21 protein-coding genes are annotated in these 18,960 nt (G+C 68.2%); 17 read left to right on the top strand and 4 right to left on the bottom strand.

The annotated features are described in order from the left end of the window. The first annotated feature begins 341 nt into the window (after nucleotides 1-341). On the top strand, nucleotides 342-500 hold the full coding sequence (locus ACFWW9_RS34765; RefSeq protein ID WP_390386452.1) for a hypothetical protein: 159 nt from the start codon (nucleotides 342-344) through the stop codon (nucleotides 498-500). 1,367 nt (nucleotides 501-1,867) lie between these two features. Then, nucleotides 1,868-2,131, top strand: a complete 264-nt coding sequence (locus ACFWW9_RS34760) for a hypothetical protein (RefSeq protein WP_390386450.1) — start codon at nucleotides 1,868-1,870, stop codon at nucleotides 2,129-2,131. Between the two features lie 4 nt (nucleotides 2,132-2,135). Here ACFWW9_RS34760 and ACFWW9_RS34755 read toward each other — a convergent pair whose 3' ends face one another. Further along, entirely contained in the window at nucleotides 2,136-3,686 is a 1,551-nt protein-coding gene (locus ACFWW9_RS34755; RefSeq protein ID WP_390386448.1) for a hypothetical protein, read from the bottom strand. 324 nt (nucleotides 3,687-4,010) lie between these two features. Between ACFWW9_RS34755 and ACFWW9_RS34750 the strand changes: the two genes are divergently transcribed. From ACFWW9_RS34750 to ACFWW9_RS34705, 10 genes are all read left to right on the top strand, one after another. Then, entirely contained in the window at nucleotides 4,011-4,847 is an 837-nt protein-coding gene (locus tag ACFWW9_RS34750) for a hypothetical protein (protein ID WP_390386446.1), read from the top strand. An 87-nt stretch (nucleotides 4,848-4,934) separates the two neighbouring features. After that, nucleotides 4,935-5,171 (top strand): hypothetical protein, encoded by a 237-nt coding sequence (locus tag ACFWW9_RS34745; protein WP_390386444.1) that lies wholly within the window; start codon nucleotides 4,935-4,937, stop codon nucleotides 5,169-5,171. Next, entirely contained in the window at nucleotides 5,168-5,686 is a 519-nt protein-coding gene (locus ACFWW9_RS34740; protein WP_390386481.1) for a DUF6879 family protein, read from the top strand. The genes ACFWW9_RS34745 and ACFWW9_RS34740 overlap by 4 nt, the downstream gene beginning before the upstream one ends. 19 nt (nucleotides 5,687-5,705) lie before the next feature. Further along, complete coding sequence (locus tag ACFWW9_RS34735) at nucleotides 5,706-6,554, top strand: helix-turn-helix domain-containing protein (RefSeq protein WP_390386442.1); 849 nt, start codon at nucleotides 5,706-5,708, stop codon at nucleotides 6,552-6,554. A 64-nt stretch (nucleotides 6,555-6,618) separates the two neighbouring features. Next, the gene (locus ACFWW9_RS34730; protein ID WP_390386441.1) at nucleotides 6,619-7,833 is read left to right on the top strand and encodes a radical SAM protein; all 1,215 of its coding nucleotides are present in this window, start codon (nucleotides 6,619-6,621) and stop codon (nucleotides 7,831-7,833) included. Then, a complete protein-coding gene (locus ACFWW9_RS34725; protein WP_390386440.1) occupies nucleotides 7,826-8,404 on the top strand; it encodes a PolC-type DNA polymerase III in 579 nt (192 codons plus the stop codon). The genes ACFWW9_RS34730 and ACFWW9_RS34725 overlap by 8 nt, the downstream gene beginning before the upstream one ends. After that, nucleotides 8,382-9,032 (top strand): dTMP kinase, encoded by a 651-nt coding sequence (gene tmk / locus ACFWW9_RS34720; protein ID WP_390386438.1) that lies wholly within the window; start codon nucleotides 8,382-8,384, stop codon nucleotides 9,030-9,032. The genes ACFWW9_RS34725 and tmk overlap by 23 nt, the downstream gene beginning before the upstream one ends. Beyond that, nucleotides 9,029-9,382 (top strand): hypothetical protein, encoded by a 354-nt coding sequence (locus ACFWW9_RS34715; RefSeq protein ID WP_390386436.1) that lies wholly within the window; start codon nucleotides 9,029-9,031, stop codon nucleotides 9,380-9,382. The genes tmk and ACFWW9_RS34715 overlap by 4 nt, the downstream gene beginning before the upstream one ends. A gap of 145 nt (nucleotides 9,383-9,527) precedes the next feature. Continuing rightward, a complete protein-coding gene (locus ACFWW9_RS34710) occupies nucleotides 9,528-9,944 on the top strand; it encodes an NUDIX domain-containing protein (protein ID WP_390386435.1) in 417 nt (138 codons plus the stop codon). A 218-nt stretch (nucleotides 9,945-10,162) separates the two neighbouring features. Then, nucleotides 10,163-10,387 carry a hypothetical protein gene (locus ACFWW9_RS34705; RefSeq protein WP_390386434.1) on the top strand — a complete coding sequence of 75 codons (225 nt, stop codon included), beginning with the start codon at nucleotides 10,163-10,165 and terminating at the stop codon, nucleotides 10,385-10,387. Between the two features lie 279 nt (nucleotides 10,388-10,666). On the opposite strand, the gene ACFWW9_RS34700 is transcribed toward ACFWW9_RS34705, so the two are convergent. Further along, entirely contained in the window at nucleotides 10,667-11,860 is a 1,194-nt protein-coding gene (locus tag ACFWW9_RS34700) for a glycosyltransferase (protein WP_390386433.1), read from the bottom strand. A gap of 291 nt (nucleotides 11,861-12,151) precedes the next feature. Between ACFWW9_RS34700 and ACFWW9_RS34695 the strand changes: the two genes are divergently transcribed. After that, complete coding sequence (locus ACFWW9_RS34695; protein ID WP_390386432.1) at nucleotides 12,152-14,161, top strand: SpoIIE family protein phosphatase; 2,010 nt, start codon at nucleotides 12,152-12,154, stop codon at nucleotides 14,159-14,161. Nucleotides 14,162-14,186: 25 nt separating this feature from the next. On the opposite strand, the gene ACFWW9_RS34690 is transcribed toward ACFWW9_RS34695, so the two are convergent. Continuing rightward, nucleotides 14,187-15,263: an ANTAR domain-containing protein gene (locus ACFWW9_RS34690; RefSeq protein ID WP_390386431.1), complete on the bottom strand. Its 1,077-nt coding sequence runs from the start codon at nucleotides 15,261-15,263 to the stop codon at nucleotides 14,187-14,189. A 197-nt stretch (nucleotides 15,264-15,460) separates the two neighbouring features. Next, nucleotides 15,461-15,841 (bottom strand): STAS domain-containing protein, encoded by a 381-nt coding sequence (locus ACFWW9_RS34685; RefSeq protein ID WP_390386429.1) that lies wholly within the window; start codon nucleotides 15,839-15,841, stop codon nucleotides 15,461-15,463. 240 nt (nucleotides 15,842-16,081) lie between these two features. On the opposite strand from ACFWW9_RS34685, the gene ACFWW9_RS34680 reads away from it, so the two are divergent. The 4 genes from ACFWW9_RS34680 to ACFWW9_RS34665 all read left to right on the top strand — a co-directional run. Then, entirely contained in the window at nucleotides 16,082-16,288 is a 207-nt protein-coding gene (locus tag ACFWW9_RS34680; RefSeq protein ID WP_390386428.1) for a hypothetical protein, read from the top strand. Next, complete coding sequence (locus tag ACFWW9_RS34675; protein WP_390386426.1) at nucleotides 16,288-17,535, top strand: cupin domain-containing protein; 1,248 nt, start codon at nucleotides 16,288-16,290, stop codon at nucleotides 17,533-17,535. Before ACFWW9_RS34680 ends, ACFWW9_RS34675 begins: the two co-directional genes overlap by 1 nt. Nucleotides 17,536-17,645: 110 nt before the next feature. Then, a complete protein-coding gene (locus tag ACFWW9_RS34670) occupies nucleotides 17,646-18,596 on the top strand; it encodes a TIGR03557 family F420-dependent LLM class oxidoreductase (protein ID WP_390386425.1) in 951 nt (316 codons plus the stop codon). Continuing rightward, a partial coding sequence (locus ACFWW9_RS34665) for an alpha/beta fold hydrolase (RefSeq protein WP_390386424.1) occupies nucleotides 18,596-18,960 on the top strand: 365 nt, incomplete at its 3' end. The genes ACFWW9_RS34670 and ACFWW9_RS34665, both read left to right, overlap by 1 nt.

Genomic DNA, 18,960 nt, shown 5'->3' with positions numbered 1-18,960 from the left:
CTCGATCGTGGCCTGGCGCCCTGGTTCGAGACGTGGCCGATCGCGTGGTGGGGACCCGGCGATGAACGTCCTGCTCGGCTGGAGTCGGTCCGGCTCTGGGGGCCGCGGGCAGGCTTCGCCGAGCGGGGTTCTGAGCACCTCTGCCGTGTTGCCTGCCCCGGAATCCTTTGCGCCCGGCTGATGAGCCACTGATCCGATCACGGGCGTAACTGCGAACAACCAGTCATGGACACCTCGCCGTAGGCCACCCCGGACCGGTGGGCGGCGTACCTGGACGCTCCCGTCGATTCCCCGCGCCTCGCGGACCTGGACGACCACGTGGTGTTCGGGCTGAGCCGGAGATGGTGATCCGCCACGGCCAGGGCCAGGTGGCGGTGGCCGTCGCGGGACAGGAGCCGGACCTGTCGTGGACGGTGGCCGCGGCGGTGCGGACGTACTGGCGGCACATCGGGCGCCTGCCCGGACTTCCCGACGCCGGCTACCTGAGAGGACGGGGTTGAGGAAGGTCGCACGGTGGGAGGACGTCGCTCGGCGGCGCCGGGCGTTGTGGTCGTCACCGAGCGGCCTGCGAGCCGACGAGGTGACCTCGGCGCTGGCCGAGGCCCTGGGCGCATCTGTTCCTCGCGATCGGAATCCCACCGCGTGGGCGTGCGACCTGCTTCTCGAGCAAGCGGTGCCAGTGCTCGTCCTGCGGGACTACGCGCCGTCGCCGCGTCCTCGGGGTCGGCCGTGGACCTGCCCACCGTGGTGTCACACCTCGTCGACCGAACCCGCACCCTGCTGGTTCTCGTCGAACCCGACCCCAGATCGAGTCCTGTTCCACGGCGGGGAAGGGTCGTGAACTGGCCTCCCGCACGGCGCTGACCACGCTGTCGCCGCCCACTCTCGCGAAGGTCCTGCCCTTTCCCGCTCGGCGAACCTGACCGATCCACGGGACCAGCCCGCAGTCCTGGGCCGAGTCAACCCTGGCCAAATGCCTGGGAGTGCACGGCTGCTTCTGTGCATGGCTACGAAATTGTGGAGATTGCCGCGTTCTCGCACCTTGTAGTGATGCGGTGGAATTTCGCTGCCATGTAGAATTTGGACTTTTCTAGACTTGGCCTATCGCTCGGCTGGTCGCCTCTGGAACGGAGGTCTTGGCAGCTCAACGGCCACATTCTCTGGTGGGCTCGACTCGGCGTGCTGAAACTGCATGAAGAGTCATCGGCCAGGTGGTAGTCTTGCCGCCCTCTGTTTTTCGAATTAGTAATTCCGAGGGCGGATATGACGATAAAGGGCCAGTCTGGCAAGTGTGAGACCGACTTTTGGGAAGGTATAGCTTTGGTTTTTGTCGGCTGAGCGGGGCCAACTTTAATCGGAGTTCTCATTGTCGCGGGATTAATCGCTTGGCGCTTCTGGTCGAATTCTTGATGGCTGAATAGGTTTCTTGTCGAACTGGTACTCCAGATGCTCGTACTCGCCAGCGGCTCGCTGCGGCGCACGGTCGACTTCACCGAGCACACCCTCCGACTGGGCTCGTGGGTCTGGATGCGGCCCGGCCAAATGCGGCAGTGGAGCCCATGAAGAGTCGCTCGCTTCGGTCGACCAGTTGGGCTGTGCGTTCCGCGGGATCGGGCGCCTGTCCTTCGCGGCCCACGCCTTGGTGCTGCGCCACCTGCTCTCGGTCCTGGTGCTGTCTGTTGGACTTCATCGAAGTGACGCTTACTCGGGTTCGACCTCGTCGCAACTCATTCACCTGGCTCACCGCACCTGATTCGGATGAAACAGAAAGCGTTTCCACGGCGACACTTCAAGATGACGATGCCGAAGCGCGATGGAGGCTGACATGGATTTGCACTGGGGTACGTTCAGCTTGCCCAACCTTGAGATGGCACGGAACCTGGCGTCGCTCGGGCTGCGGGTGGCCGGTCTCGAGGTGTGGGTGGCCGAGGCCGATGAGTACTTCGTGACCGGTGGAAGCAACACCGTGGTCGTCCACTTCACCTTCACGCAGGACCCCGATGACGTGCGCGTGGCGATCGTCGTCACCACGACGGACGGCACGGCCGAGGCCGTCCGGAATGTGGTGCGGGAGCTGGCACAGGGCCACGCCGTGCCGGGCTACGCTCCGCCACCGATCCCCCATCTCTGACCAGCTATCGGTAACGGCGATAGCGCAGGACGGGTATTGCCTGGGCGTAGAACATGTAGGCGCGATCCGGTTGCGTGCGCACCGTGGCGAGCCCGAAGTCGACGAGGAACGGGGCGACCGTGAACGGCGGCACCGACGTGCCCGCCAACTCGTTGACCGCGTCGTACCAGCGCCCGTTCGCCCAGGTGCGCCGCTGGAGGAACCCGCCCGCTGTCGGGGTGTAGTGCACGTTGATCCTCTGGGGCGAGAGCGCGATGGCGCTGGGATCGCCGCCCACGCTGCCACCCAAGACTTCCTCGTCCTGCCAGGTCAGGCCGTCGTCCAGCGACGTCCGGTGAGCGAGCCCGTTCGCGGCAGTGCGGTAGTAGACGTCGAGGTGTGCGGGGTTCAGCGACACGGCACTGGGTTTGCCCGCGATGGAGGCCGGGATCTTCTGCTCGCCCTGCCACTGCCCGTCGGCGTACCAACGCCTGCCCAGCAGGCCGTCCGGGGTGCGGTAGAAAACGTCCGTCCGTCCAGCACGGACGCTGAGCGCCGCGGGAGCGGACGCCATCGTGCCCCCGAGCTTGTCCGGCGACCCCCAGGCCGTGTCGTTCGAGTCCTCCGGCAGCCCGGACTCCGGCCCCCATCGCAGGTGCCAGAGGTCGCCGCCGTTGCGGTAGAACACGTCCAGACCACCTGGTCGGTCCGAGCACGCGGCAACGCCCTGCGCCGCGTTGGGTACGCGAATGCTCATCGGCGCACTCCAGTTCTCCGGTTTGCCGACGGCGTGCCTGATCTGAGCCGGGTCGGGGTTCGGGCCGTGTCCCACAGCGACACCGCCACCGGGGGCCAGGAAATTCACCCAGAAGACGTCGACGCGGTCGGGTGCCCACGACACGGCGGAGACTTGAGGCAGGCCGATGCCGGCGTGCGGAATCTCCAGCGCCGGCTCACCCCACCCCGGTATGCGTGGAATGCCAGGTGGTGCTGGCACGCGAATGTCGATGCTGACAGAGGTGGAGTCACCGTCGCGGTTGTAGGTGACGAACGTGTACCGGTAAACCTGGGCGAGGTCGGTGACCTGGTCCCAGTACATCGCGGAGAACCTGTCAGGTGGCCCTGGGCGAGGGTCGGGCGGATCGGTGTAGCGCAGCAGTCGGCCGCCGGGGCCTTCACGGTAGATGCGCAGCTTCACGGTGTTGTGGTCGTTGATCTCACCCCACGACAGGAACACCGTGAACAAGCCGTTCATGCTGGCTTGCGGATTGATCACGGGTGCCGGTCTGGTCGAGGGCGCGGGTGGCGTGACCGGGGATGGCGGAGTGCGGACGGTGACTTCCGAGCAGACTCCTTCATCGGAGCCGTAGTACGCGCAGACGCGGTAGGTGTAGTTCGTGTTGGGCTGGCAGGACTGATCGGTGATGCTGTCTCGGGAGATCCATCCGGCGAGCCACGTGCCGGGGGGTGGTGGCGGATCCCGGAAGACCTTGACGTCAGTGGCGTCGTCGGGCAGTACCCACTGAATGATCACCCATCGCGGAGCGGCGGTGTAGATCTGCGGCTGACCACCCATCGGTTCTCCCCTTCACCGGAAGCCGTGTTCACCGATCGAGCGACCCACCGCCGGGTGGCGCGATGAAAACTGACTTCTCAGCAGCCAGGTCGTGGATCCAAGGGCGCCTGTTACACCTGGGAAGCCGGTCGTGGTTGGCCGGTGTACCGAGGATGAGACGCTCGACGAGCGGGAGTTGCTTGCCCGTACGTGGGAGTTGTCGCTGGACCTCATGGACGACCGCGGCCTTCTCCTGGTTCGCCGGGTGATGCGCTGGTCGAGACCGTCGACTTCCACTGCCGCGGCGCGTCCTCGATTCCTGTGGCATGCCTGCGAATCCACCCGGTGATCCGCGACGCCACCCGCCATCAGCACGACGTTCGCGATGCGCGCCACACCTACATGAAGCTGTGCATCGCGATCCTCGACGCCGTCACCTCGCATCGTGAGGTCGACAAGGGGCCGATGGCGCAGTTGGCCGCTCTCGTGCCGCACTGCGAGCACACCGTCGCCTGGGTGCAGAACAGCCTCGGCGAACTCCCGGAGCCGGACAACTGGGAGCTGTTCGCGACGAAGTTGTCGTTGGTGGTGGCCCAGTTCGCCGAGCAAGCAGGTTCGCACCAGCAGGCGGGCGTCGTCTACCGGCGGGTACTCGCAAAACGAACCCGCATCCTCGGATCGGACCATCCCGAAACGCTCACCATTCGCCGTTCGCTCGTGTGGATGCGGTGGAACCACGAGGGAAACCGCGATTCGATCGACGAGTTCGAGGACTTCGCGACAGCGTGCGCGCGGTCGCTGGGACCGGCGGACCCGATGACGTTGGCGGCACTTCACGATTTCGCCTGGGTCCGTGCGCAGTTCGGCGCCGATGAGACGATCCTGGACGACTATCGCGAGATCGTCCGCATGAGGCAACTGCTGGTGGGTCGGCCCGATCTCGAATCGATCATGGCGCAGTTGAGCGTGGTCTCGGCGGTGTGGGCGCGTAGTCGGGCCGAGTGCGAAAAAGAGCTGCTCACGCTGCTGGACATGGTGGAGTCCGCCGAAAAGGCACGCGAGGATGCCGTTGAGGAGCAGGACTGCCCGACCGTGGAGCGGGTGAACGACGAGCTGGACCTGGGGCAGTTGTGGGTGACGACCATGGGGTGGCTCGACACCGTTCGTGCTCGGCCGGCCTAGCGCCAGTTGACTTCGTCCTGCGTTGACGAGCGGCTGGGCATCACCCATCATGGAGCAATCCAGCGAAATTGCTCGCAAGGAGGTCTCATGCGTGCCATGTTCCTCGGCAAGGACCCGGAGTCCCAAGAAGGTCAGTCGCCGACGCTGTTCGCCACCGACCGCACCGACCGTGCCACCTACATCGCCCAGGGATGGAAGGTGACTGATCCTCAGGTTCTCGCGGATGTGGGCCCTGTGCCCGACCACGAGACCTTGATCGAGATTCCGGAAGAGGTGCTGAGGTTCTACGCGCGCCGCTACCTGGAGGGCGGCGAGTCGAGCTGAACAGGATCATCGAGCCCGGACCTGAGTTCGCCGCGCTCTTTCGGACCTTTGAGCACACCGCGTTCCGGTTGGAAACGCGCGACACCTACAAGTCCGCCAACGAGACCGAGGCGTTGCGCCAGTTCACCGCAGGCGAACTGGTTGACATGGCCTGGTTCCGCAACTGGTTGACCATGATCGCCGACGCGGCGGTGGAGGGCCGCCGCTTCAGTCGGGTCCGTGTGGTGTCCACCCCGCTGACCGTCTACAGCCGTTTCGGCCTGTTCTGCTCGGAGCACACCAACGCCGTGGGGGAGGACATCCGCTACCTTGCACGGCACGACGCCGCGGGCTTGCCGGACTACGATTACTGGCTGTTCGACTCGCGCACGCTGGTGCGGATGCTCTTCGACGAGCAGGAGAACTTCCTCGGCGGCGAGGTCGTCGAGGATCCGGCGGCGATCGTGAACCACAACTACTGGCGCGACACCGCCTGGCACCGGGCGGTACGACGGGACGACTTTGCCGCACAGTAAGGCCACCGGGATCGCCACCGTGCACGACGCACGCCAAGCGCTGGGCACACGACTTCGCGAACTGCGCCAACGAGCCGGTGTGAACGGCAAGCAGTTCGCGGAGTCGTTGTCCTGGCAGGCTTCGAAGGTCTCCAAGATCGAGAACGGCAAGCAGACCCCGACCGCCGAGGACATCACGGCGTGGACCACCGCGGCCCACGCCGAGTTGGAAACCGAAGGGCTGCTCGCCTCGCTGCACACCCTGGAGATCCAGTACGCCGAGTGGCAGCGCCAGCTGCGCGGCGGGCTCAAGCCCCATCAGAACGAGATCGCCGAGATCAACGCCCGCACCCGCTTCTTCCGCGTCTTCGAACCCACGCACGTGCCGGGCCTGCTGCAGACCGCCGAGTACGCGCGAGCCCGATTCGCCCAGAGCGTCACCGTGCTCGGCGTGCGCAACGACATCGACGAGGCGGTTCAGGCGCGGATGCGCCGCCAGGACGTGCTCTACCGGCCGGAGAAGCGTTTCCATTTCGTGCTCACCGAAGCAGCGCTGCGCTACCGGCTCTGCCCGCCCGAGGTCATGCTCGGCCAACTCGACCGTCTGGTGTCGATGACGTCGATGCCCAACGTCAAGCTCGGCGTCGTCGGATTCGACACCACTTACGTCGTGGCCCCGGCTCACGGGTTCTGGATGCTCGACGAGGACCGCGTGATGGTCGAGACCTTCTCCGCCGAGCTGAACCTGGCCCAGCCGCACGAGATCGGCCTCTACGGCACCATCTTCGACTCGCTGGCCGCCATCGCCAGTTACGGCCGCTCGGCTCGCTCCATCATCACCGACGTCATCGACCACCTCGCCCGCACGACCGCCGACGATTCCGCGTGATTGCTCAGGTAGCCCATCAGTTCCGCGATTGCGAGCAATACCGAGCAACTTGTTGGTTTCCGTGGTGACGATCTACCTAACCTCCGGGTTCGCCCATCCCGCGACCTCGGAGGCCAGCCACGTGATCAGGCCCGTTCCGCTCCTGAGCCAAGACCAGATCGGCCGGTTACCGGCCCGCGCCCGCGAGGTGGTCGAGTACCGCAAGAGCGGCTTGAGCCTCAACCACATCCAAGGTTGCCCGCTGGGCTGCGCCTACTGCATCCGCCACACCTACGGCCTGTGGGACCAGAATCAGCCACGAGCGCTGATGACCGACGCCCATGCCGTCGAGGAACTGGTGGGCCACCGCTACTTCCAGCCGCACGTCACTCCGATCCAACTGCTCAACCGGGCCACCGAGCCGTTCCTGCCGATCGTGCGACCGCACACCCTGGCCGTGCTCGACGACCTGGACGACCGCGGCCTGACCAACCACGTCCTGATCATCACCCGGCACCAGCTCACCCCGGACGACATCGACCGGCTCAACCGGTTGCGCCACCTGAAGGTGACGCTGCTGTTCACCTACTCCGGCATCGCGGACCAGAGGGTTGAGCCCTACCCGTCCCACGTCGCGGCCGACTCGCTCAAGCTCATGAGCGCCCCGCTACGACGCCGCTACCGGACCGTCCTGTACTGGCGGCCCCTCGTTCCCGGCCTCAACGACACCGCCGAGCACCTGGCCGCTGCCCACGAGTTGAGTTCGCATGCCGACGCGACCGTGTTCACGGGTCTGTTCTACCGCGATCAGATCGCCGACTACTACAAGGCCAACGGCATTCCCGAGCCCTACGACGACACCGCTCGCCGCAAGATCGTGCCCGAGACGCTGGAACGCCGCGTGCTCGACACCTTCGCCGGCTCGCCGAGGTTGTTCCGCAAGACCTCCTGCGCCGTGTCCTACGCCCACGGCCTGCCCGACTACAACGGCCACTACGGCATCCGCGAGCTGTGCGACATCTGCCCCGTGCGGCAACTGGAGCTCTGCGCCAGTGCCCACCAGGTCCCCACGAGCTCGCGACTGCGCCGGATCGCGAGCGTGCTGCCCGAAGCGGGCGCGCTGGAGGTCGTGGACATCACCGACAGGGCAGCCGTCGTCTCGGGACTGGAGGTCGAGCAGCCGCGCTACCACCTGCAGCACGCCCTCGGCTTCCAGGTCCACGACGGACGCCACCCCCACCACGCGCACCGGCACGGCCGGGCGGACATCGGTTGGAAGGACACACCACACGATGACTGACTGGACCAGCCTCACCTACGTCGTCGTCGACGTCGAGGGCAACGGCCACCAGCCACCCGACCTCGTCGAACTGGCCGCGGTCCCGATCACGGAGGGGGTCATCGGCAGGCCGACCGGTTGGCTGGTGAAACCGGACCGGCCGATCACCACTTTCGCCCGGAGGATCCACGGCATCACCAATGACGACGTGCAGGACGCGCCGGTGTTCGACCGCGTGGAAGACGAGGTGCGCACTGCCCTCGACGTCTCGGTGCTGATCGCCCACAACGCCCACGTCGACGTCGGTGTCCTCCAGCGCAAACTCGGGACCTGGCAGTGTCCCGAGGTGTTCGACACGCTGAAACTGGCCCGCCGACTGCTTCCCGGCCAGGACAGCTACAAGCTCGGTTCCCTCGTCCAGGCCCTCGGCCTCGCTGGTGGCCTGGACGACGATCTGCGTCCCCACCGCGCCATCTACGACGCGCTCGTCACCGCCAAGCTGTTCGTCCACCTCGCTACCGGTCGCACGCTCGACGACTTGCGCGATCTGGTGCCGGGAGGTGAAGGCGATGCGGCACCGACTCTCTTCTGACCACTCCTGGGGGGCGTTCGTCAGCGTCGACGGGCCAGGGGGAGCGGGCAAGACCACCATCGTCCGCCACCTCGCACAACTCCTCGCAGCCGACGGCACCGACGTCCACGTCACCGCCGAACCGTCGGCCGGACCCATCGGGACCTTGGCGGCGGAGTTGACCGAAACGGTCACCGGGCACGCGCTTGCCTGCCTGTACACGGCCGACCGCTACCACCACGCGGAGACCGAGATCCGACCGCTTCTGCGGGAGGGACGAACCGTCGTCTCCGACCGCTACCTCGCTTCGGGCTTGGTCGTCCAGCGTTTCGACGAGGTCGACCTCACCTACCTCTGGACGCTCAACGAGCACGTCCACCGGCCGGACCTCGCGGTCATCCTCGACGCGGACCCCGACGTGATCGCCGAACGACTCGACGACAGGGGACCTCACAACCGCTTCCAGTCCTCACCCCGCAGCAGCCATGCCGAGGTCGAGTTCTACCGCCACGCCGCCGACATCATGGTCGCGGCCGGTTTCACGGTCATGCGCCTCGACTGCAGCAGCCAGTCCGCGGCGCAGTCTGCGCTGCTCATCAACGACCGGCTCGCCGGCGTCGTCATGGCCAACAGGTCGGTGAGCCGATGAACGAGGTCATCACCGAGCAGCAGGCACTCCACCTCTACCCGGAACTCCGCACCCTGGTGGCCGCACGACACGCTGGGTGGCGCTTCCGTGAACTTCGAGAGGATGACGAACCTGTTGGCATAGCGGGAAGTCTGACCCGGAAGCAGTATTCCGACACGATCTTCGTCTACGACCGCAACCACGTCATCGCTGCCCGTGTCCTGGACGACTCCTACGGCGGCGGATGCGTGTGGTCCGCGGAGGGCACCGACCTGGAGGAGATCGTCAGCGACCTCTTGGGTTTGCCCGAGCCGGGTATGCCCAACGCTCCGCATCTGGTGCGGAGGTCCACCTTGCTGTGGACCCCGTGATCCGGAACGTGCCAGTCGCGTAGCGCATCAGCGACTTGGGTCGAAGCCTGTCGGTGCGTAGACGTCGAACGAGCGCAGCAGTGATCGATAGCGAGCGGTGCTACGTTGCCGGGCGAACGACCACCAGTGACCTCGGAGGACACCCGTGACGACCTATCCCATATCGATCAAGGGTGTCGTGGTGCGCGAGGGCAGGGTGTTGCTGCTGAAGAACGAGCGTGACGAGTGGGAGTTGCCGGGTGGTCGCATTGAAGTGGGCGAGACTCCCGAGGAGTGCGTGGCCCGCGAGATCGCCGAGGAAACCCGGTGGACGGTCACGACCGGACCGATCCTCGACACCTGGATGTACTACATCGAGGTGGCCGAGAAGAACGTGTTCATCGTGACCTATGGCTGCCACCCCGACACCGTTGTCGCTCCCGTGCTGTCCCACGAGCACAAACAGGTCGGCTTGTTCACCGAGGACGAGGTGCACGGCCTGACCATGCCCGAGGGTTATCGACGATCCATCACGACGTGGTTCACCCGACTACGTGCGGACGCCTCGAAACCCTCGAGATAGACATCTGTGGCTGGCCGGTGGTGCGAGACATGCGGAAAGCCCCTGGGAAGGCTCACCTCCGAGCCGTCATGCCTGGCCTGCTACGTGCCCGCGAACGCTTTGCTGTCGGGGTGAACTCGAGTACCGCTGTTCGAGGTCGGTGTCGCCCCCTGTTTTCCCATCGACGTCGTTTGACTGGACCTGTGCGGGGTAGACGGAACCCTATCCTCGGAGGCGCCATGTCGACCAAAGTGACCATTACCGGGACGGCGGGGGAGTTCCGGCTCTCGCCCGAGGAACGGGCGCGAGCGGTGCGTGTGGTCGCGTCGGCCGCCATCGATGCCGACGAGTGCCAGGAGATGCTGGGGATGCTCGGGCTCGATCCTCGTGACGGCTTGTCGGTCCCGCGAGCGCGGCTGGCGCACGACGAGTCGGCCGTTCAGCAGCCGCTGGAATCGAGCTGAACGTCACCTGCCCGCGGTGGTGGTTTGCCTACGCCGTGCCGTGGTAGCCGGAACCGGACTTCGGCGGTGTCCCCCGAGACGGTGCTGCCGAAGTCCTTTCCTGTCGTCACCGTGATGGGTCGTCGCCTCGGCCTTGTGCCCCGACCACCGACCGTCCTTGACGGTGATGTCGCACCCGCAGCCGTTGCCGCACAGCACGCACGCCCAGCGAACCCATCGGTCGACGTCCTCCTGACCGACTCCCTGGTCGAGTTTGATCGCCCCGGACGTCGGTCGTGGTCACAAGGTCGCTCGCGCGGGGGACCGTGCTGGGTCGTGGTGGGTGATCGCTCGGCCGTAGGACACGGAGTGCTCCGCGGCGATGCGGTCCCAGGAGTACCGGTTCCGGGCGCGGTCGACGCCTGCGATCGAGTACATGTCGAGGTGCATCGAGTCGGCCAGGAGTCTTCTGACCGCCACGCCCAGGTGGTCGGGGTCCTCGGGAGCTGTCAGCAATCCGGTGACAACGTCGATGACCAGGTCGGGCAACGCGCCCACGTGCGCGGCGATCACCGGCGTGCCGCACGCCATCGCGCGCAGCACCGTCGTGCCCAGGTGGTCGGTTCTCGGAACGTGCACCACCACGTCGGCCGAGCGCAGCAACGGGGGGAGGTGCTCGTGGCTGATCTCGCCGGTGAACCGCACCCGGTGCGCTACACCGAGGTCGGCGGCGAGTTCGCGCAGGGCGCGCACCTCGTCGTCGTGCGTCTGGGCGGCGCCGACGACGAGCAGTTCCGCTTTCGGCACGCCCGCGAGGGCTCGGATCACGGTGCTGTGCTCTGCCGCGGGCACCACGTCGCCGATGGACAGCAGCCTCGGCCGGTCACCGCGGGACGCGACGGGGCCGTCGGGACTGAACAGGGAGACGTCGACGCCGGTGGGTACCAGCGAGATTCGTGCTCGGTGCACCGCTGTGCGGATCAGTTCGCTGGCATCGCTGTTGCTCGTGGTCACCACGTGGTCGGCCGCGAGGAGGACGTCGTGCTCGGCGCTCATCGGCAGCGGTGCGCGTCCACCCGCCGAGCCGTGGAACGACTGCACCACCGGAACCTCGCTGGGGTGCACCGCGAGACCTGACAACCAGGAGTGCGAGTGCGCCACCCGCGGAGTGGTGAGCTCCCACTCGGCCCTGAGGCGGTCGGAGAACTCCTCCAGGTGCGGCAGGAGGTCGTGGCTGGAGAGTGATTGTGCGGGGCCAGCGGTGACGCGCACGACGTGGTAGCCGCGCTTGCTCAGGCCGCGGTCGGGCGCATCCGGGGAGTCCCGACGGGTGTAGACGGTGACCTCGTGCCCCTGCTGGGTCAGTGCGGTGGCCAAGTCGAGGATGTGCGCTCGGTGCTCGGAACTCTCCTTGTCCCAGTCGGCCACCACGAAGGCGACTCCGGCGTGGGCGGGGAACTCGAACGGAGGTGGCGAGGTGCGTGTCAAAGCCATGGACCCATTCCTGTCGCTCGAAAGGAGGACATCGGACACCCGGATCGCCGTCGGCTGACGAGGGGTGCTTCCGGAAGAGACTCGATGCACCAAGCCGGACGGCTCGCACGCCCCTGCGTGTTCTGGTGTCGGTCGGTGAAGCGGCTGGGTCCTCAACCGCACTTACCGACAGGGGTAACCACTTTCGTCCAAACCACACGTGGCGGTGCGGCTTGGGGGTTTCGCGGGGCGTTCCAGAGGTAGACCCAAGCAAGGTGAAGTGTTTTTCCGCCAACGGGGAGTCGGAGCGCCATGGCTGACGATGCGGGATCCGACGGCGCTCTGGCGGCACGGGTGGGTGATGCGGGCCTGGTGCACCGGGTGTTCGACCAGATGCCGATCATCCTGGCCGCGGTCGAGGGGCCGGAGTTGCGGATCATGGCCGCGACGGGGTTGTACCGGTCGTGGACCGGACGGCCGGACGTGGTCGGCTCACTGGTGCGGGACGCGTTCGCCGAGGTGATCGGGCAGCAGCTCTTCCAGGTCTTCGAACGCGTGCACGCCACCGGGCACGCGGAGTCGCAGCGGGACTTCCGCTTGCAGTTCGACCTGCCCGAGACAGGGGAGCAGGCGGAGTTCTTCGTCGACTTCACCGTCACCGCGCTGCTGGGGCCGGGTGAGGACATCACCGGGGTGATCGTGTCCGTGGCCGATGTGACCGAGCGGGTCCGTGAACGCCGCGCGGCGCAACAACGGGCGACCACGGCCGAGCGCAGGTACGCCGAGGCGCGGGACGTGATCGACTCCCTCCAGCGTGAACTGCTGCCCTCGGGGGTTCCGGTGCTGCCGCGGGTGCAGGTCGCCGCCAGTTACCTGCTGGCTGACGTCGACACCGCTGCGGGCGGGGACTGGTTCGACTCGCAGGTGCTGCCGGACGGGCGGGTGGCGCTGGTGGTCGGTGACGTGGTCGGTCACGGCGTGACCGCGTCGGCCGTGATGGGGCAACTGCGGATCCTGCTGCACGAGCGACTGGCCACCGAGCCCGACATCGCGGCCGCGCTGACAGGGCTCGACGCCGCCGCCGGGCGGATCCGCGGCGCCAGGGCGGCCACCGCGTGCGTGGTGGTGCTCGATCCGAACACCGGTGCGCTGGAGTACTGCACCGCGGGCCACCCGCCACCGTTGGTGCTGTCACCCTCGGCGGGAAGCCGCTACCTGGCCGCCACCGGGGCCGGACCGGTCGGTGTCGGCGGCGAGTTCACCGCGTCGATGGTCGGCGAGGACCGGCTCGTCAGCGGTGAACTTGTGCTGCTCTACACCGACGGGATCCTCGAACGGCCAGGCCGTGACCTGGCGCAGGCCACGGTCGAACTGGCACAGGCGGCAGGCGACATCGCCGCGGACCGCGCCCTGCGCGACGACACCGACTCGCCCGCCGAACGCGTGTGCACGCAAACGGTGGAACTGCTGGTTCGCATCACCGGCCACACCGACGACATCACCCTGCTCGCGGGCCAGTTGGTGCCCCCGCCACCGGCCCGGATGTGGGAGATCCCGGCGGCCACCGAGTCGCTGACGCACTTCCACCACCAGCTCGACGAGTGGCTCGCAGCGGCCAGGATCAACGGCCGCGACGCCGACTCGCTGCGGCACGCGGCCGTCGAGTTGGCCACCAACGCGATGGAACACGCCTACGTCGACTCCACCGACGATCACGCGTTCACCGTGACCATCGCGTTGACCGACACGGGCCGAGTCCGGCTCCGGGTCGCCGACCAAGGCCGCTGGCGGCCACCGGCTCCCTCCCCGGACCGCGGTCTGGGGTTGCAGGTCACCGAACGACTGGTCGACAGCCTCCGTCTCGACCACGACGAGCACGGGACGACCGCGACCGCGACCCTTCGACTCGAGCGGCCCGCCAGGCTGCTCACCGGTGAGACGCTGTCCTGGGCCGCGAACGCGCGGTCGCGCGCTGGGGGTGACTCGCTGCTCGTCCTGCACCAGCCGTTCGCGTCCGGTCCACGCGTCCGGGTCGACGGACCGGTGGACGCGGCGACCGTGGCCGAGGTCGAGCGAGCGGTGCGGACCGCGGGGTCCACCGGTGCCCGATCGCTGACCGTGGACCTGACCGGCGTCACCCACCTGGCCAGCGCCGGTGTCGCGACCCTGCACCGGTTGAGCGCCCTGCACCGCGGGAATCGCACCGAACTGCGGCTCTACGCGTCGGTCGGCACGAACGCCGACATGATCATGACGTTGGTGGGCCTGGCCCACCACACCCAAGACCCGGACACCGCGCTCCCCGCGACCGACGAGCAGTAGCGAGTCCGCGTTGTCCCAGCGCGCCTCACCTGTCGAGTTCGGAGTGGCGGGCGACCAGGTTGCGGGCCAGTTCGACGAGCTTGACGTTGAGTTCCTGGGAGGTGCCGCGCAGCAGGTCGAAGGCCTTGTCGGCGGAGATGCCCTGGCGGTGCATCAGGATGCCCTTGGCCTGGCCGATGACGTCACGGCTGTCGATGGCCGCACGCAGCTCCAGGTCGTGCAGGTCGGCCAGTTCGGTGCTGCGCGCGTGCGCCAGGGCGAGGGAGGCGTGGGTGGCCAGCAGCAGCACGGTGCGCCGATCGGTGTCACCCAGCTCGAGGGGGTCGCGGAAGTAGATGTTCAACCCCCCGGTCAGCCGGTCGGAGCCCGCACCGGGCAGCAGTTCGATCGAGTGCACCGCCCGGTACCCGGCGGCGACCGCGGCGGCCGAGAACCGCGGCCACCGCCGCTCACCGGTGAGATCGGGGCTCTCGGCGTAGGCGGGACCGCGGGGATCGGCCGCGTCCAGGCACGGCCCGCGGCCGGAGCGGTACTGCACCAGGTCCAGTTCGGTGGCCTGGGCATCGGTCTGGACCGGGGTGAACACCTCGCCCTTGGCGGTCCGCAGGGTCACGCTGGCCATGGTCGCCGCCGGAACCGCCACCATCGTCGCGTCGATCACCGACTGCAACGCCGCACCGACCGTCGTGGTGTTCAGCAGCGCTCGGGTCAGGGTCTCGATGTGGCCCCACGGCATGTCGACGTCGCTGACGACGCCTGCCAGCGCCTGCTCGACGTCGGCGAACACCGGCAGCAGGGCGTGGACACCAGCGGCGTCCAGGACCGACGCGACAGGGCTGCCCAGGTCCACCACGACGCAGCAGCGAATCCCCCGCGCGGTGTACCGCTCGGCCGCCGCGGTCAACGGGCGGACTCCCGAGGCCGAGAGCAGACCCAGTTCCCGCAGGTCCAGCACCAGTGCCGAGGACGCGGTCAACCCGGTAGCCGCTTGGTCGACGGCCCCGATGATCCCGCCCGCGGTGTGCTGGGTCATCTCGCCCGTGAGGCGCACCGTCAACGCGGGACGCACCTGGTCCGAGCCAATCACCGGCTCGTGTGCCATCGAGTCCGCCCTCCACCGCGTCACCAACCGTGGTCACCAACCTAGGGTGCCCGGTGCGGGACCGGCTCACCCGACCACGCGCAGGGTGGCGTGGAAGGTTCGCAGCGCGTTCGGGTCGCCCCGCCCTACCGGAGTCGCTCGCCTGCCGCTCGACCGGTCAAGCGGCCGGTCTCGTCCCCGCCATCACGTCGTGTGCTTCACGCAAGGTCGGGGCCATGGTCAGCACACTGTCGACGGCGGTGGCCGCCAGGGGGCCGCAGCACACATCGCTGGTCGGCCACCACGATCAGCGACGTCGTGGACCCGGCGACCACGTGAGCCTCGACCAGCAACGCGACGCCCATCGAGTCGAAGAACGTCACCGAGGTCAGATCCAGGATCAGCGCGGCGGGCGCGGCCGCCAACGCCGCCAGGACCTCTTCCCGAAGACGCGGTGTCTCGGTTCCGTCGATCTCGCCGTCGAGGGCGATCACGGTAGTGGGAACGGTCGGTGATGGGCTGGTCATGTGGGCTCCCTTGTGGGGATCCGCGAGGACATCGCCATCGAGCACTGGGCTGAACCCGAGGAGGACTTCCACGTCGCTACGGATAGTGCTCCGACGAACACCGACGGTACGCCTCGCGCCGTTCGGTGACAACGCCGCCGTGGTCACGACCGGTCTGCGCGTCATCGCAGGAGCGGAAAGCCAGGTGCGCGCCGCGACCGGACTGCTACCTGATCGTTCTGGGGAAGACGTGTTCCGCACGTTCGAGTGTCCGTGGTTTGAGCCCGGTCTACCAGGGCATCCGGGACGACCGACTATCCACAGGAGACGAACGTGAGCCTCAACGACGACGACATCACCAGCACCGGTGGACCCGAGGGGCCCGCGGACGGCGGCGCCGACGCGGTGCCGAACGAGCACGACGGCGGCGCTGACGGTGGCGCGGACCCGGACGAGCATGGTTTGGCCGATGGTGGGGCCGAAGCGGTGCCCAGCGAGCACGACGGCGGCGCTGACGGCGGTGCGGGCAGCGGGCGTTGATGCCCTCCTCGCCCTCCGAACGCGGCGCCCGCGGGTCTTCGGACCGGCGGGCGCTGCGCCGCTGCGTCGGGATCGACCCGGACCGCTTCGCGGCCGAGCACTGGGGTCGGGTCCCGCTCTTCACGTCCGCCGCCGAGCTGCCGAGGGCGTTCGACGACCTGCTGGACCTGGGCCAGGTGGACGAGCTGCTGTCGCGGCGAGGGCTGCGGACGCCGTTCCTGCGGGTCGCCCGTGACGGCGTGGTGCTCGGGTCGGCGCAGTTCACCCGTGGCGGCGGTGTCGGCGCGGAGATCGGTGACCAGGTCGCCGACGACCGGGTGGCGGCGCTGTTCGCCGAGGGCAGCACGCTCGTGCTGCAGGGCCTGCACCGGCTGTGGCCGCTGCTGATCGACCTCGCGGGCGACCTGAGCACCGACCTCGGCCACCCCGTGCAGGTCAACGCCTACATCACCCCACCGCAGTCCCAAGGCTTCTCCGCCCACTACGACGTGCACGACGTGTTCGTGCTCCAAGTGGCCGGGCACAAGCGGTGGCGCGTCCACGAGCCCGTGCATCCCGACCCGCTGCGCGACCAGCCGTGGGCCGACCACGCGGACGCCGTCGCCGAGCAGGCCGCGCGCGAACCCCTCATCGACCGCGTGCTCGCACCGGGCGACGCCCTCTACCTGCCGCGCGGCTACCTGCACTCGGCCGTGGCGCAGGGGGAGATCAGCGCACACCTCACCGTCGGCGTGCACGTCGTGACCCGGCACGCGCTCGTCGAAGCGCTGCTCGGGCTCGCTGGACAGGACGCCGGCCTGCGCACGTCGTTGCCGCTGGGCATCGACCTGGCCGACCCGGAACAGCTCGCGCCGCACGTGGCGGACGTGGTCAAGCTGCTCAGCGCCGTGCTGGACGACGCCGATCCCGTCGACGTGGCCGAACGGGTGCGCCGTCACCTGTGGTCGGGCACCCGACCACGGCCGTTGGCACCGCTCGCCCAGGCCGCCGCGGCCCGTGGCGCGGAGGAGGGCACTGCTGTCCGATGGCGGCCGGGGTTGCGCTTCCGCCTGCACGTCGAGGGTGAGCGGGTGCTGCTCGACCTGCCGCACGACCGCCTCACCCTGCCCGCGTCCACCTCCGCCGCGCTCGACCGGCTGGCAGTCGGGGACGTCGTCGTGCTTGGCGAGCTGCCGGGACTGCCGGTCGACGACCAGCGGGTGCTCGTGCGACGCCTGCTCAAGGACGGGATCGTGGTCCCCGCGTGAGCGGCACGCACATGTCCGTCGGCTTCGGGACACACCGCCACCAGAGTTCACTCCCGAAAGCAGACCCGTTGGGGAGGATTCGCGCCGCGATCGCTGGGTAGCCGTCCACTATGGTCAGTATCGGGTACTTCCTGTCCAGCGAGGAGTTCGGGCCGCGTGAACTGGTCCGCCAGGCGAAGTGGGCGGAGGAAGCCGGGTTCGAGCGGTTGTGGATCTCCGATCACTTCCACCCGTGGAACGGTGAGCAGGGGCAGAGCCCGTTCGTGTGGTCGGTGATCGGCGCGCTGTCGGAGGCGACGCGGTTGCCGATCACGACCGCGGTGACCTGCCCGACCGTGCGGATCCACCCCGCGATCATCGCCCAGGCCGCTGCCACGGCGGCGGTTCAGTGCGAAGGGCGGTTCACCCTCGGCGTCGGGTCCGGGGAGGCGCTCAACGAGCACATCTTCGGTGACGCGTGGCCGCCCGCGCCGGTGCGGCTGGAGATGCTGGAGGAGGCCGTCGAGGTCATTCGGGCGCTGCACACCGGTGACGAGGTCGACTACCACGGCAAGCACTACACCGTGGAGAACGCGCGGATCTACACGCTGCCGGAGCAGCCGGTGCCGATCTACGTCTCGGCGTTCGGGCCGAAGGCGGCGGAGGTGGCCGCTCGGATCGGGGACGGGCTGTGCAGCACCAAGCCCGACGGCGAGCTGATCGCGCAGTACCGCGAAGCCGGGGGCAAGGGGCCCGCCCAGGGCGGGTTCAAGGTCTGCCACGCCGCGAGCGAGGTGCAGGGCGTGGAGACGGCGTTGCGGTTGTGGCCCAACGAGCATCTGCCTGGTGAACTCGCCCAGGTGTTGCCGACGCCGCGGCACTTCGAGCAGGCGTCGACACTCGTGACCGAACAGATGGTGGCCGACGCGCTGCCGACCGGACCGGATCCGAAGCGCTACCTCGAGAGCGTCCGCCAGTACGTGGACGGGGGCTACGACGAGGTGTACGTGCAGCAGATCGGCCCTGATCAGGAGGCGTTCTTCGAGTTCTGGCAGCGGGACGTCGCCCCGCACCTGCGATGATGTTCGACGGCTTCGAGTCGCAGTCGATCGAGGTAGGCGAGGCCTCCCTCTTCACCCGGTTCGGGGGAGAGGGACCGCCGGTGCTGCTGGTCCACGGCCACCCGCGCACCTCCGCCACCTGGCACCGCGTCGCCCCGCTCCTGGTCGAGCGCGGCTTCACGGTCGTGTGCCCCGACCTGCGCGGCTACGGCCGTTCTCGCGGACCGGCACCCACCGCGGACCACACGGCGCACTGCAAGCGGGCGGTGGCAGGTGACCTGGTGGCGGTGATGCGGTCGTTGGGCCACGAGCGGTTCCTGCTCGCCGGGCACGATCGTGGGGGAGCGGTGGCGTTGCGGCTGGTGCTGGACCACCCGGACGCGGT

Source organism: Umezawaea sp. NPDC059074 (assembly GCF_042738955.1).
GTDB lineage: Bacteria > Actinomycetota > Actinomycetes > Mycobacteriales > Pseudonocardiaceae > Umezawaea.
Note: the sequence above shows the minus strand (reverse complement) of the source record. Positions and strands in the feature narration are given on the sequence as shown.